The sequence below is a fragment of the bacterium genome, from assembly GCA_036524115.1.
In the GTDB taxonomy this organism is placed as follows: Bacteria; JAUVQV01; JAUVQV01; order JAUVQV01; family DATDCY01; genus DATDCY01.
In genome coordinates this window covers 1-14,195 of the sequence record DATDCY010000045.1, presented here as the reverse complement: position 1 = coordinate 14,195, position 14,195 = coordinate 1, and the positions used below count along the sequence as shown (strand labels likewise).

Here is a 14,195-nt window from a genome sequence, read left to right as displayed (position 1 = left end):
CTCTTCCTCGGCGGCGTCTCGCGCGCGACCGTCGGGGAGCTGGTGCGCATCCGCCCGCCGGAGGGGCCGGAGCGCCGCGGGCAGGTCCTGGAGGTCTCCGAGCGCAACGTCGTGGTCCAGGTCTTCGAGGAGACGGCGGGGATCGACGCCGAGCGCACGCGGGTGCTCTTCACCGCGGACCTCGCGCGGGCGGACCTCGCGCCGGAGATGCTCGGCCGCGTCTTCAACGGCGCGGGCCTGCCGATCGACGGCGGGCCGCCGCTGGTGCCCGAGCGGCGCGTCGACATCAACGGCCAGCCGATGAACCCGGCGGCGCGCGAGAAGCCGGCGGACTTCATCCAGACCGGCATCTCCACGATCGACGGCCTGACCACGCTCGTGCGCGGCCAGAAGCTGCCGATCTTCTCGGGGGCGGGCCTGCCGGCCAACGAGATCGCCGCGCAGATCGTGCGCCAGGCCCAGGTGCGCGGCGAGGGCGAGCAGTTCGCCGTGATCTTCGCCGCGATGGGCATCACTTTCCGCGAGGCCTCCTTCTTCCTCGCGAGCTTCGAGGAATCGGGGGCGCTGGACCGCACCGTGATCTATCTCAACCGCGCGGACGACCCGACGATCGAGCGCATCCTCACGCCGCGCTTCGCGCTGACCGCCGCCGAGTACCTGGCCTTCGAGCGGGGCCTGCACGTGCTCGTGCTGCTGACCGACATGACCAACTACTGCGAGGCCGTGCGCGAGGTCTCGACGGCGCGCGAGGAGATCCCCGGCCGCCGCGGCTACCCCGGCTACCTCTACAGCGACCTGGCGACGATCTACGAGCGAGCCGGGCGCGTGCGGGGCAAGCCCGGGTCGATCACGCAGATCCCGATCCTCTCGATGCCCGACGACGACATCACGCACCCGATCCCGGACCTCACCGGGTACATCACCGAGGGGCAGGTGGTGCTCTCGCGCGCGCTGCACCGCAAGGGCGTCTACCCGCCGATCGACGTGCTCCCCTCGCTCTCGCGGCTGATGAACCTCGGCCTCGGGGCGGGCAAGACGCGCGAGGACCACAAGGGGCTCGCCGACCAGCTCTACTCGGCGTACGCCCAGGGTCGCGACCTGCGCCGGCTCGAGGCGATCGTCGGCGAGGGCGGGCTCTCCGAGCTGGACCGCAAGTACCTCGCGGTGGCCGAGCAGTTCGAGCGCATGTTCGTCGGCCAGGGCGCGGCCGACCGCGGCATCGAGGAGACCCTCGACCTGGGCTGGCGGATCCTCGGCGCGCTCCCCGAGGAGGAGTTGATCCGCGTGCAGAAGGGCATCCTCCACAAGTACTACCGGCGCATCGAGGAGGACATCCTCGAGCACGAAGAGAAGCGCGACTCCGTCTATCCGTAGGGGGCGAGGCCCGTGGCGCGCGTCAACCCGACCCGGATGGAGCTGCTGGCCCTCAAGGGGCAGATCACGACCGCGGTCGAGGGGGCGCGGCTGCTCAAGGGCAAGCGCGACGCGCTGATGAAGGAGTTCATGGCGGCCGTCGACACGGTCGTGGACTCGCGCCACGAGTTGACGGACCTCTGCCGCGCCGGGATGAGCACCGTGCACGCCGCCAAGGCGCTCGAGGGCGAGTTCACGCTGGAGTCGGCGGCGATGGGCACGCGGCGCACCCTGCCGCTGGAGGTGCACGACAAGCGCATCTGGGGCGTGGCGGTGCCGGAGATCGAGGCGCGCGATCTCGTGCGCGCCTTCGATGCCCGCGGCTACAACCCGGCCACGACCCCGGTGCTCATCGAGGAGACGGCGGCCGCCTTCGAGAGAATCCTCAACCAGGCGCTCGTCATCGCCGTGCAGGAGACGCGGCTGCGCCGGCTCGGCGAGGAGGTGCGCGCCACGAGCAGCCGGGTCAACGCGCTGGAGCAGATCCTCATCCCGGGGCTGCGCCGCGACGTCGCCGGCATCCTCGCCGTGCTGGAGGAGCGCTCGCGCGAGGAGACCTTCCGGCTCAAGCGGCTCAAGCGCCGCTCGCGCGCCGCGCAGTTGTGACCCCGGCGGCCGCTCTGGTATGTTGGGGCGGCTCATGGACGCCGCCGCCGCTTTCTTCGCCACCGGCCACGGGCAGTGGTTTCTCGTGGCGCTCTCGGGGCTGCTGGCGGCGCTGCTCGCCGACCGCCTCACCCCCGTGGCGATGCGGATCGCGCGGCAGTACGGCCTCGTCGACCGCCCGGACGGCAAGCTCAAGCGCCAGAGCGAGCCCGTCCCGTACCTGGGCGGCGCGGCGGTCTACCTAGCGTTCCTCGTCACCCTCGGCATCACCTACTCCTTCAGCCGCGAGGTGCTCGCGCTGCTGCTGGCCGGGACGATGGTCGTGCTGCTGGGCCTCGTCGACGACATCGGCGCGATCTCCCCGCGCGCCAAGTTCCTGGGGCAGTCGCTCGCGGCGCTCGTGCTGATGAAGGCGGGGATCGTGATGCAGATCGTCTGGCTCCCCTGGTGGGCGAACTGGCCGCTGACGCTGCTGTGGCTCGTCGGCGTCGCCAACGCCATCAACCTCATCGACATCATGGACGGCCTCGCCTCGGGCGTCGGGCTGCTGGTCGCCCTCGCGCTGCTCGTCGTCGCCCTCATCAACGGGAACCACCAGATCGCGATCCTCACGGCGACGCTCGCCGGGGCGCTCGCGGGCTTCGTGCGCTACAACTTCCAGCCGGCGCGGATCTACCTCGGCGACACCGGCAGCCTCTTCATCGGGCTGAACCTCGGCGCGCTGGCGATGATCGGCCGCTACACCGAGCACAACAACCTCGGCGTGCTCGTGCCGCTCGTGATCCTCGGCGTGCCGGTGTTCGACACGCTGTTCGTCATGTACATCCGCTACCGCCGCGGCGTGTCGATGTTCCTGGGGAGCCCCGACCACGTGGCGCTGCGGCTGCGCCGCTGGCGGCTCTCGGTGCGCCAGACGGTGGCGGCGAGCTACGCGACGACGGCGCTGCTCGGCGCCGCCGGGGTGGCGATCATGCTGCTGGACGGGCGCGGCGCAGTCGGCGTGCTCTGCGTGCTCGGCCTGGGTGCGCTTGGCTTGGCCGCCTGGCTCAAGAAGATCGACATGGGCCTGTAGCGCCGGGCCACGTGCCTCGAGCATGCATTGCCATCTGGCCGGCGCTTCCTTGGGGGGCGGCGCCCCCCGATGGCGCCGCTTCGCGGCTGTCCCCCCCGGGGGCACACTGCCGATCAAGGCCCGCAGCGACCGGACCCCGCGACCTGCCTCGGGACAGAAGTCTGACGGAGCGCTCTGAGCGGTTTGTAGGCATGTTGTAGAATCAGTCCGTGAGTCAGGGGACAGTCATCATCGGCGGAGGGCTCGCGGGGCTCTCCGCCGCCTGGCACCTCGGGCGGGCGGCGACGGTGCTGGAGGCGGCGCCGACCGTCGGCGGTCTGTGCCGTTCGTACACCCGCGACGGCTACACCTTCGATATCTCGGGGCACCTGCTGCACTTCCGCCAGCCGCCGATCCGCCGCTTCGTCGGCTCGCTCGTCCCCGGCGCGCTCGCCCGCCACCGCCGCCGCGCGATGGTGCGCTCGGGCCGGCGCTGGGTGCACTACCCCTTCCAGGCGCACCTCTTCGAGCTGCCGGCGCGGGTCCGCGACGAGTGCCTGCGCGGCTTCTTCCGCGCGGCCGGCGAGAAGGCGGCGGGGGCGGTCGCCCCGGCGGACTTCGAGGGCTGGCTGCGCTTCCACTTCGGCGACGGCATCGTCCGGCACTTCCTCGGCCCCTACAACCGCAAGATGTGGCGCGTGCCGCTCAAGCGCATCGACCCCGCGTGGGCGGCGTGGGCCGTCCCGGTGCCGACGGCGGCGCAGATCCAGGAAGCGGCGCGGCCGGGCGCCGACCTGCGCCTCGGCTACAACACGGTCTTCGAGTACCCGCGCGAGGGCGGGATCGGCGTGCTCGCCGCGGCGCTCGCCCGGGGCAACTTCGGGCTGCACCTCGGCGAGAAGGTGGTGCGCGTCGACCTGGGGCGGCGCCGCGTCGAGACGCTGTCGGGGCGCACGTGGGACTTCGAGCGGCTCGTGTCGACGGCGCCGCTGCCGGAGCTGGTGCGCATGAGCGACGGCCTGCCGCCGGCCGTTGCCGCCGCCGCCGAGAAACTGCGCTGCGTGCGGATCTGCGTCGCGAACGTCGGGCTGGCGCGGCCGGCCCGCACCGACGCGCACTGGTGCTACTTCCCCGACCCGGCGTACCCCTTCTACCGCGTCGGGGTCTCGACGAACTTCGCGCCGGCGAACGCCCCGGCCGGCCACCACGCGCTCTACGTGGAGGCGACGCTGCCGTTCGGCGCCCGCGCGGGCTGCCAGGAGCTGTGGCCGCGCATCCGCCGGGGACTGGAGCGCGCGGGCTTCCTCGAGCCCGGCGAGGAGCCGGCGACGCTGGACCTCATCCACGTCCCCTACGCGTACGTCCTCTACGACCGCCACCGGGCGCGAGTGCTCCCCGGAATCCACGCGGCGCTGGCGGAGCGCGGCGTCCACTCGATCGGGCGCTACGGCGCCTGGGAGTACTCCGCGATGGAGGACGCGCTCGCGCAGGGGCGCGAGGCCGCGCGGACTATCGCCGCCGGCCCGGCATGAGCGCAGCGCGCGCGGTGCGCACTCCGGTCCGCGTCGCCCATGTCATCACGAAGCTGGAGCTGGGCGGCGCGCAGCAGAACACCCTCTACACGCTCGGACACCTGGACCCGGCGCGCTTCTCCGGGATGCTCGTCGCGGGCAGCGAGGGGCTGCTGATCGACGAGGCGCGACGGGAGGCGGCGTCGGGGCGCTACGAGGCGCGCTTCCTGCGCCACCTCGTCCGCGAGGTGCGACCGCACCGCGAGGCGCTGGCGTATCGCGAACTCGTCCGGCTCTTCCGCGATGAGGTCGCGCGCGCCAGGGCCGCCGCCGGGGGGGCGCGTCCGCCGGCGCTGATCGTCCACACGCACAGCAGCAAGGCGGGCATCCTCGGCAGGATGGCCGCGGCGGCCGCGGGCGTGCCGGTGGTCATCCACTCCATCCACGGCTATCCGTTCCATCCGCGGCAGCGCCCGGCGGTCCGGCGCGCCTACGTCGCGCTCGAGCGGCTGGCGGCGCGGCGGACGACGCACTTCATCGCGGTCGCGCAGGCCGACATCGAGGAGGGGGTTGCGCTCGGGCTCTTCCCGCGCGAGCGCGCGACGCTGATCCGCAGCGGCATCGAGCTCGCGCGCTTTGCGGGGGCGGGGATCGACCGCGCGGCCAAGCGCCGGGAGCTGGGGCTCGACCCGGCGCGGCCGCTCGCCGGGATGATCGGCAACTTCAAGCCGCAGAAGAACCCCGTGGACTTCGTGCGCGTGGCCGCGCTTGTCGCCGCGCGCGTCCCCGGCGCGCAGTTCGTGCTGGCGGGGGACGGCCCGCTGCGCCTGGAGGTCGAGGCGGAGATCGCACGCAGCGGTCTCGGCGAGCGCGTCCGCCTGCTCGGCTGGCGCCGCGACCCCGAGCAGATCATCCCGTGCCTCGACGTCCTGGTGCTGACCTCGCTCTGGGAAGGACTGCCGCGCGTGTTCCCGCAGGCGATGGCCGCCGCGCGGCCTGTGGTCGCGTACCGTGTCGACGGCGCCCCCGAGGCGGTCGCCGACGGCGTCAGCGGCTATCTCGTGGAACCGGGCGACGTCGCCGGCGCTGCCGCGCACGTCGCGGAGCTGCTGCTGGACCCGGCGCGCGCGGCGGCGATGGGCGCGGCCGGGCGCGGGCGCGTCGGCGAGTTCGACGCCGACCTCATGGTGCGGCAGCAGGAGGAGCTGTACGAGCGGCTCTTGACCTAAGAACCCCCTTTGGCAAAGGGGGGCAGGGGGGCTTTCGAAGCGGCGCCCTACCGCCCCCCGACCCGCCGCGCCGTCGGCATCAGCCACGCCAGCCCCACCAGCGAAAGCGCGCAGAGGGCGTAGTGCGTCGCCGGCGAGCCGCCGAGGAACAGCTGCGCCAGGCCGAGCAGCGCGGGCAGCGCCGCGAGCGACCAGAGCGCGAGGTGGCCGACGAGCAGGTAGCGGCGCACGAGGGCGGCATCTGGCGCCGGCAGTCGCGGGGCGATCCGCTCAGGCGCCAGCAGGACACGCGCGAGCAGCGGCACCGCGATGGCGCAGAGCACGGCGAACAGCGCGATCCCCGCCGGGAGCGCGGATGCGCCGCCGGCCGGACCGGCGCCGAGGCCCGCCGGCGTCGCGAGCGACCCGATCCCCGCGAGCGCCAGCGTCGCCGCGAGCATCCCGCCCCACGCTGCGAGGAACGTCGCCCGGGCGGGTCCGCGGCGGGCGGCCGCCGCCTCCCTCACTTCCGGCCCGCGGGCGGGTTGAGCGGCTTCAGCGACGGGTGCACGAAGCGCCCGTCGACCATGATCGGCGTACCGTCGAAGCTCACGCGGCTGCCCGGCCCGAAGATCTTCACGAGGTCCCAGTGGATCGACGAGCGGTTGCGGTTGTCGCACTTGCGATAGGCGTTGCCGAGCGCGAGGTGGATCGAGCCGAAGATCTTCTCGTCGAAGAGGATGTTGCGCATCGGGCGCGTGATGCCGGGGTTGAGCCCGAACGCGAACTCGCCGAGGTAGCGCGACCCCGCGTCGGTGTCGAGGACCCGTCCGAGCCGTTCCGCCCCGTCCGCGGCGGTCCCCTCGACAGCGCGGCCGCGCCGGAAGGTCAGCCGGATGTCGTCGAAGGGCTGGCCGCCCTGGATCGTCGGGCAGTTGAAGACGATGTGCCCCTCGGCGCTGGTCTTCACCGGCGCGGTGAAGACCTCCCCGTCCGGCAGGTTGCGGTGGCCGTCCGCCTTCGCCGGCGGGATGCCGCGGATCGACAGGCGCAGATCGCTGTCGGGCGCCTCGATGCGCACCTCGTCGGTCCGCGCCATCAGCCGCACGAGCGGGTCCTGGCGCTTGGAGACGGCGGCCCAATCCAGCGTGCACGAGGCGAAGACGTGGTCCTCCAGTTCCTCCAGCGACATCCCTGCCTGCTGCGCCATCCCGTGCGTCGGGTAACGCAGCACCACCCAGCGCGTGCGGTTGACGCGCCAGTCCAGCAGCGGCCGCAGCACCCGCTGGTGCGCGATCACCTTGCGCTGGTCGACGCCGGCGAGCACCATCGAGTTGGCCTCCGCGGCGATGCCGATCGACACGTCGACCTGCTTGAGGAACGCCAGGCGGTGCGCGGGGAAGTGCGAGAGCTGCTCCTTCGAGCCGAAGCGGTAGAGGTCGCGGGCGACCTCCGGGAACGAGAACTGGATCTCGACGTACTTGGCGCCGCGCTCGAGGCAGCGCCGGTGCACCGCCTTGAGCAGCGGCTGGCACTCCTCCCCGGAGGCGCTGATGAGCACCACGTCGCCGCGCTTGACGCCTGTGGAGTAGCCGGTGATGACCTCGGCGAGCCGCTCGATCCTCTCGTCCTTCACGAAGGCCTCCTTCCTGCCCCGGGCCCGGGCCGCGGGCGGGGGATCACGCTGGTGGCGAACTGACGACGCACGGAATAATACAAGGTTTCCGCGTTCTTCGGGTAGCTGTCACCCGGCCCTTCCCCTTTTGGCAAAGGGGGATCCAGGGGGATTTCAAGGCCTCTTCGCCCCGCCTTCCTTGACAAATCAGCCGACCCCCTCTATTCTCCCTCCAACGACGCGGGGTGGAGCAGTCCGGTAGCTCGTTGGGCTCATAACCCAAAGGTCGCAGGTTCGAATCCTGCCCCCGCTACCAAGCCATACACAATTGGCTCCGGGACGCGGCAGGTGATTCCGACCTGCGGGCGGTCCGGAGCCAGTTTCATTTTCTGGCATGGATCGACCGTGGCCGGACCGGCAAACATGGCAGGAGGGCGTCACGCCCGTGGTTCACCGGGAGGGGAGTTGCGCTTCACCACGCCCTGCAGATGCGGTACGATGCGTCTGTCTGCTGACCTGAGGCCGTTCAGGAGAGTTGGCTGAGGAGAAGATGACGGATCTCCGGTTCTTCCTCGAATTGCCAATCGTGATCACCAACGACAAGGGGCGGGAGCTGTGGTTCGACAGGCTGAATCAGCGGCGGACGTACATCGACTTTCTGCAGGTCTATCCGACGCCGGAGGTCAACGCGGGGGTAATCGGCAGGGCTCGGGAGGAAGCGGATGAGTTCGGGCACGGGAGTACGCCGGTCTTCTTGATCGAACCCGAGCCCATCGCGTGGGGGCACGAATTCCCCGAAGGGGCGCGAGACGATCTCCTCTCCCGGGGGATGAAGCTCGAGCGGCTTCCCGTGGTGACCTGCATGGCTGATCTTCGTTCGGACGAGATCGTGGGCAAGGAGGGGTGTTGCTCTTCCCTCACGGTCGTCTGGTTTCAAGACACCCTGGCGATGCCGATTGATCCGAGCGTACTGGAGCGGTTGAAGGCAATCGACTGGGATGAACGGGCGCAGAGCTATGACCCATAGAATGAAGGCGCCTTGCCTGTGTCACTCGAAGAACAGGACCCGCGTCTCGTCGCACCCGACGATGTAGCAGTTGACCGGCCAGCGGTCCGACGACGAGGACGTCGGGGACCCTGGTTCTCCTACGGTTCGAGAAGCGAGAACCCCGTCGCCGGATCCGTCTCGCGCCGGGCCTCTGTGCCCAGCAGTTCGACGAGCACGACCTCGCCCACGGTCCAGATATCGACGCCGGGACGGGTGCAGCCCGCGACGGCCGTGGCACCCCGCCCCAGCGCGGCGTGCAGGTGGACCGACGGCTTCCCGGCGGCGTCGGGGAAGATCGTCCCGACGCCGGCAATCTCGTGGACTCCGACGAGAGCGTGGATCATCGGCACCGGCGGAAGAGCATTGCCGTCCTCCGGGCCGACGACGACCCGGCTCCCGTCGGCAGCGCCGCCAAGCACCACGAGGAAGCCGCGTTCGACTCCCCGCGCCGCCGCGAGTTGCTCCATGGCGTCGGGGAGACGGTCGCCGGTCTCAAGGCGGATGACGAAGACGCGGCCGGTGCGAGCTTCAGACCAGCGCACGGCGCGCCCTCAGGGCCCCGCCACACTCCAGCTCGGCGCGTTGTCCGCGTAGCCGTCGCTCGTGAGCTGCACGGGCTCGCCGCCGGCGGCGGGGCGGGCATAGATCTCGTACGTCGGGCTCTCGAAGGGGTGGTCCGCCACCGGGGCGGCGGCCCAGACGATCCAGCTGTTGTCCGGCGACCAGGCCGGGAAGTAGTCCCAGCCCGCCGCGGCGGTCACGCGCGTCTTCTTCCAGTAGCCGCCCGCGCCGCGCGTCGCGAGATAGAGATCGGAGCCTCCGACATCATCGGTGATGACGCACATGAGGAAGCTGTTGGAGTCCTTCGCCCACGAGTTGAAGCAGCCGCCGGCGACCAGCGTCGCCTGACCGACGACGAAGCGGTCCGTCGTCTCGGTGATCGCCGCCGAGTACTCCGCGCGCGGGGCGCCGGTGCCGCCCTTGAAGAGGAACGCGATCCTGCGGCCGTCCGGCGAGAGCGCGGGCCAGAACTCGCCGCCGTAGCCGGGGAAGCTGGCGAAGGAGACCGGCTTGACGGCGCCCGTGCGCAGGTTCCGGATCCGGAACCTCCGCGGCCCCGTCCGGATGAGCAGGAGACTGCCGGCGCCGCCGAGGCCGGCGTGCTCCTCCGCCAGCGTGCCGCGCGTGAGGACGCGCTGGTCGCTGCCGTCCGCCGCCATCGTGTAGATCTTCCACATCCCGCTGCGGTCGGAGTTGAACAGGATCCGCCCGCTCCAAAGCCAGATGGGCGCGGTGTCGTTTCCCGCGCCGGGAAGCACGGTCTGCCCGCTGCCGTCGCTGTTCATGCGCACGATGCGCCACTGTCCGTCGCGCAGGGACTGATACGCGATGTATCCCCCGGGCTGCGCGGCAGCGGCGACGTTGCCGGCCGGAAGGGTCGCAAAGGTCAGCAGCGTTGCCGCGACCGCGGCCGCCATGCGACTCGGAAGCATACCGTCCTCCTGCCCCGCGCCGGGGTCCGCCGGCAAATCGGTGCGCGGAATTTAGCGGTCCTCCCCGGCAAAGTCAACCAGGACAGGCGGAATCCGGGCTCCTCCCCTCAGTAGAGGACGGTGTTGTCGCCGTGCACCTCCGCCACCGAGTAGCCGACGGGCGCTCCGGCCGGCAGCGCGCGCGCCGTCCAGGTGCCGATGCATTCCCCGCTGCCGTGCTTGCGGACCAGGAACGACATCCCGGCCGTCGTGTTGACGAGGCTCGAGTACCTCAGGTGCAGGGGGCCCTTCTGGTTGTCGCCGCCGAGCGGGCGCGCCAGCTGGTCCTGCCGGGCGAGGGTGAACGCGAGTCTGGTGGCCCCGTCAGTGCGGATGCGGTAGATGTCGATGGCGCCGTCGTACAGGTTCGTGAAGTAGACTTTGACGGCGGCTCCCCCGGCCACGGACTTCGTGCTCCCGGCCTGGAACGCGGCGCAGGAACCGAAGTCCAGATTCGGGACCAAGGGTGACGTTACGTCCGGGTCGGTCTGCTGCCGGCCGGCCGCGACCTCGCCGGGGGCCGGCGTCCAGAACGACACCGTCCACGCCCAGGCCGCGAGGTAGGGGCTCTCGCCCTCGTGGGGGCTGACGTTCGAACCACCGACGTCGGTGAACGCGAAGTGGCAGGGGTCGAAGTAGTACCCGGCTCGGCCCATGTACCCGCGCGCCCTGTTGGTGAGCCACCCGCACGCGACATCGGCCCGCGAAAGGCCGAAGCCCGACCCGACCGGGTCGTCGGGGTTCCACGGGGCGAACAGCCGCCGGGCGAGGGCGGTCCCCAGCGGCGTCACGGCGGAGGCGTCGTCGTTGGCCAGCCCGAGGATCCAGCCCTGCCGGTAGGCCCGGTGGACGTCCGTGCCGGCGCACCACCCCGGCTGGTACCAGTTGTAGTAGGGGTAGTAGACCGCCGTCGTCACCAGCGGGACGCCCAGCGCCGGGTGGCCCGTGCCCGTGGCCCACGTCACGTAGTGGTCCAGCACGTCGTCGTTCCTGAAGGCCGAGTTGAGCGGATACCCCGGATCGCAGTTGGTGGACGACGCCTGCCTGGGCATGTACTGGAGGTCCGGGTGCGCCCAGAGCAGCCCGCGGATGGGCAGCAGCCTCTGCCAGATGGCGACCTCCTGGAGCGCGACTTCGGTCTCGCGGGTGAGGCGCGCCACGTCGGCGGTGACGTTCTTCATCGGGTCGGCCTGCAGCCACGCCACGAGCTTGCGGTCCGAGGTGCACGCGGCCGGGTCGGTGCACCCCTCCAGGGTCGCGTTGCGCATCTTCTCGAGGTTCCGCCCGAAGTGCGAGTACGCCACGTTGTACTCGTTCTGGATCTCGATCGCCGTGTGCAGCACCTCGTTCGTCACGCTCTCGACGACGCGGGGGCCGGCGAGGTTCGCGTTGTGCGCGATGGCGATCCCCAGCTCGACGGTGTCGTAGGTCGCCTTCAACACCCCCGAGGCGATCGTCCCGTAGACCGGAATGAGGTCGAGCGCGTAGGACGCCCGCTTGACGAAGAAATCGGCGAGGTTGATCTCCTTCGCCTTGTCACCGGGGATGGTGTAGCTCGTCGTCAGCAGCCCCTCGGTCGTCCGCCACACCGCGTCTCGGATGTCGTTGAGGAGGAAGTCGTTGTAGCTGGCGAGCATGTCGAAGTACGCGATGACCTCGTTGCGCATCAGCCGCCGGTCGTCGAGGCTCAGGGTCAGCGCGGGCCCGTCCGGCGGGACGAAGCGGACGAAGGTGACCGGGTCGATGCGCACGCCCCTGACGAGGGCCGCCGGGTCCGCGCCCTTCCTGACGCTGTCCGTGATGAACAGCGTCGCGGTGCTCGCGCCGCACACGCCCGCGGGGTTGAGCTGCATCACCCCGGTGTCGGAGGTGGCGAGCAGCCCGCGCGGGGCCCCGAAGGGAGAGTAGGCGAGGACGCAGAGGACCTGCCTGCTGTCGATCCCGGCAGCCGTCAGCTCGCCGAGGACGGCCGCGGGGACCGTCGCGGGCCGCGTGAGCCTGAATGACCACGCGGCGCTCCACCTGCCGGCCCAGGTCCCGACCTCGTACCTGTGACGCGCCGTGCTCAGGCGCAGGCTCACCCACCTGCCGTCGGCCCCGAGCAGCCTGAACCGCCCCTGCTCGTCGCGGAACACGCCGAACTCGGCGAAGAGCTGGTTGGCGACGCGGGTACGCAGGAGCCGCTGCCCATCGGCGATCGTGACGTACCTTCCCGCGACTGCCTTCCTGGCGGACCGGAGCCCGAGCGTGTTGACGAGGGCACCGGGGCCGATCTCGGTCTCCCCGACCGCCGGCAGCACGCGCTCGAGGTTCTTGGGCGCCGCGGCGGCGCCGGGCACTGCGACCGTCGCAGCCGCGCCCAGCGCCGCAGCGAGCGCCAGCGCGTGTGAAAGCCCCCTGCGGAATCCGTTGCGTTGCGTTGGACGGCGACATCCGACCATTGCGCACCCCCCTCATCCCGGCTCGACAGGCCTCGAGGCGGCAGGTGGCGGCCTGAACCGCGGGTACCGCGAGCCGTTGAGGGACGTGCCTGGGTCGAAGGCCGCCTTCGGGCGACAGATCTTTCGATGGATCGAATATGGGCCCTCGGGGCCGGAATTGCCACCGGGAGGCGCGACCGCGCCCCCGAGGTGCTATCTTCTGGCCAAAGGAGGAATCCGCCATGCCGAACACCAAGGAGTGGACACCCCAGGAACTGCTCAGGACATCCGGCGCCTACTGGGCCTCAGCGGCCATCCAGGCCGGCGTCGCCCTCGGCGTCTTCTCGGCTCTCGGCGAGAGGCCGGCCGCGGCCGCGGACATCGCCGCCGCCGTCAAGGGCGACGCGCGCGGGGTCGGCGTGCTGCTCGACGCGCTCACCGCCCTGGGCCTCGCCGTCAAGTCGCAGGGGCGTTACGCCGCGACGCCCTTCTCGGAGCGGTACCTGCGGGAGGACTCGCCGGAGTATCTCGGCCACATGATCCAGCACCACCATCACCTCATGGAGTCCTGGGCGCGGCTGCACGAAGCCGTCGCCGCGGGCCGCCCCGTGCGCTCGCGCTCGAGCCACGCGGGCGGGGAGGTGCGAGAGGCGTTCCTCATGGGCATGCACAACTCGGCGATGCTGCTCGCCCCGCAGGTGACGCGCGAGGTCGACCTGCGCGGCCGGCGGCGGCTGCTGGACCTCGGCGGCGGCCCGGGGACCTACGCCGCCAACTTTTGCCTGGCGAACCCCGGCCTCGCCGCCACGGTGTTCGACCTGCCGGACACCGCCACGACGGCCGCGCGCATCGCGGCGCGCTACGGCCTGGAGGGCAGGGTGTCGTTCGCCGCCGGCGACTTCCTCGAGGACGACCTCGGGGGGCCCTACGACGCGGTGTGGCTCAGCCACATCCTCCACGGCGAGGGGCCGGAGGAGTGCCGGCGGATCATCCGCAAGGCCGCCGCGGCGCTCGAGCCGGGGGGCGTCTTCCTCGTGCACGAGTTCATCCTCGACGACGCCAAGGACGGTCCCGTGTACCCCGCGCTCTTCTCGCTGAACATGCTGCTCGGGACCCCCTCGGGGCGCTCCTACGCGGAGTGCGAGCTGCGGGAGATGCTCGAGGAGGCCGGGATCGCAGGCATCCGGCGCCTGCCGATGCCGCCGCAGGCGCCATCGGGCATCCTGCGGGGGGAGAAGCTGCGCGCCGCCAACTGACGCGGCGTCCCCGCTGAAGGAATCACCCCATTCTGTCCTGACGCCGGCGATGCGGTCAGCCGCAGCCGCCAGGCACTATATTCCAGGTGTCTCCGCGTCACGCGGATGCGCGCAGCGGCGCGTGGGAGGTCCGGAATGGAAGAACTTGTTCGTCTGCCCGCCGGTGGCGGCGTCATCGAGGGCGAGTTGTCGCTGCCCGCGAAGGCGTCGGGCGTCGTGCTGTTCGCCCACGGGAGCGGCAGCAGCCGCCACAGCCCGCGCAACCGCGCCGTTGCCGCCGCGCTGCGCCGCGCCGGTCTCGGCACGCTCCTGATCGACCTGCTGACGCTGCCGGAGGAGCGCGCGGACGCGGTCGGCGGCCACCTGAGGTTCGACATCCCGTTCCTCGGCGAGCGGCTTCTGGGCGCGCTGGAATGGCTCGGGCGCTCGCCGGCGACGCGCACCCTGCGGCTGGGCCTGTTCGGCGCCAGCACCGGCGCGGCCGCGGCGCTGGTGGCCGCCGCGGAGTGGCCCGAGCGGGTCGCGGCCGTCGTCT

General features: G+C 71.6%; 13 protein-coding genes and 1 tRNA gene. 9 read left to right on the top strand and 5 right to left on the bottom strand.

Annotated features, from left to right (window positions below; genetic code table 11):
• The 5 genes from VI078_02215 to VI078_02195 form a co-directional block, all read left to right on the top strand.
• The coding region (locus tag VI078_02215) for a V-type ATP synthase subunit B (protein ID HEY5998101.1) at window positions 1–1,374 on the top strand (1,374 nt) is incomplete at its 5' end.
• A gap of 12 nt (window positions 1,375–1,386) precedes the next feature.
• Window positions 1,387–2,019 (top strand): V-type ATP synthase subunit D, encoded by a 633-nt coding sequence (locus VI078_02210; GenBank protein HEY5998100.1) that lies wholly within the window; start codon window positions 1,387–1,389, stop codon window positions 2,017–2,019.
• Between the two features lie 34 nt (window positions 2,020–2,053).
• Complete coding sequence (locus VI078_02205; protein HEY5998099.1) at window positions 2,054–3,091, top strand: MraY family glycosyltransferase; 1,038 nt, start codon at window positions 2,054–2,056, stop codon at window positions 3,089–3,091.
• Between the two features lie 209 nt (window positions 3,092–3,300).
• Window positions 3,301–4,602, top strand: a complete 1,302-nt coding sequence (locus tag VI078_02200; protein HEY5998098.1) for an FAD-dependent oxidoreductase — start codon at window positions 3,301–3,303, stop codon at window positions 4,600–4,602.
• Window positions 4,599–5,810 (top strand): glycosyltransferase, encoded by a 1,212-nt coding sequence (locus VI078_02195; GenBank protein HEY5998097.1) that lies wholly within the window; start codon window positions 4,599–4,601, stop codon window positions 5,808–5,810. Before VI078_02200 ends, VI078_02195 begins: the two co-directional genes overlap by 4 nt.
• Before the next feature lie 47 nt (window positions 5,811–5,857).
• On the opposite strand, the gene VI078_02190 is transcribed toward VI078_02195, so the two are convergent.
• A complete protein-coding gene (locus VI078_02190) occupies window positions 5,858–6,316 on the bottom strand; it encodes a hypothetical protein (protein ID HEY5998096.1) in 459 nt (152 codons plus the stop codon).
• Window positions 6,313–7,425: an aminopeptidase gene (locus VI078_02185; GenBank protein ID HEY5998095.1), complete on the bottom strand. Its 1,113-nt coding sequence runs from the start codon at window positions 7,423–7,425 to the stop codon at window positions 6,313–6,315. Before VI078_02185 ends, VI078_02190 begins: the two co-directional genes overlap by 4 nt.
• Window positions 7,426–7,643: 218 nt before the next feature.
• Here VI078_02185 and VI078_02180 point away from each other — a divergent pair.
• Window positions 7,644–7,720: transfer RNA gene (locus VI078_02180), tRNA-Met, on the top strand.
• Window positions 7,721–7,939: 219 nt separating this feature from the next.
• Window positions 7,940–8,431, top strand: a complete 492-nt coding sequence (locus VI078_02175) for a hypothetical protein (GenBank protein ID HEY5998094.1) — start codon at window positions 7,940–7,942, stop codon at window positions 8,429–8,431.
• Window positions 8,432–8,550: 119 nt separating this feature from the next.
• Here VI078_02175 and VI078_02170 read toward each other — a convergent pair whose 3' ends face one another.
• The 3 genes from VI078_02170 to VI078_02160 form a co-directional block, all read right to left on the bottom strand.
• On the bottom strand, window positions 8,551–8,994 hold the full coding sequence (locus tag VI078_02170) for a PPC domain-containing DNA-binding protein (protein ID HEY5998093.1): 444 nt from the start codon (window positions 8,992–8,994) through the stop codon (window positions 8,551–8,553).
• Between the two features lie 9 nt (window positions 8,995–9,003).
• Window positions 9,004–9,945 (bottom strand): hypothetical protein, encoded by a 942-nt coding sequence (locus VI078_02165; protein ID HEY5998092.1) that lies wholly within the window; start codon window positions 9,943–9,945, stop codon window positions 9,004–9,006.
• Between the two features lie 107 nt (window positions 9,946–10,052).
• A complete protein-coding gene (locus VI078_02160) occupies window positions 10,053–12,323 on the bottom strand; it encodes a hypothetical protein (GenBank protein ID HEY5998091.1) in 2,271 nt (756 codons plus the stop codon).
• 323 nt (window positions 12,324–12,646) lie between these two features.
• Here VI078_02160 and VI078_02155 point away from each other — a divergent pair, with 323 nt between their 5' ends.
• Both VI078_02155 and VI078_02150 read left to right on the top strand, forming a co-directional pair.
• Window positions 12,647–13,660, top strand: a complete 1,014-nt coding sequence (locus tag VI078_02155; GenBank protein ID HEY5998090.1) for a methyltransferase — start codon at window positions 12,647–12,649, stop codon at window positions 13,658–13,660.
• A gap of 135 nt (window positions 13,661–13,795) precedes the next feature.
• The coding region (locus tag VI078_02150; GenBank protein HEY5998089.1) for a hydrolase at window positions 13,796–14,195 on the top strand (400 nt) is incomplete at its 3' end.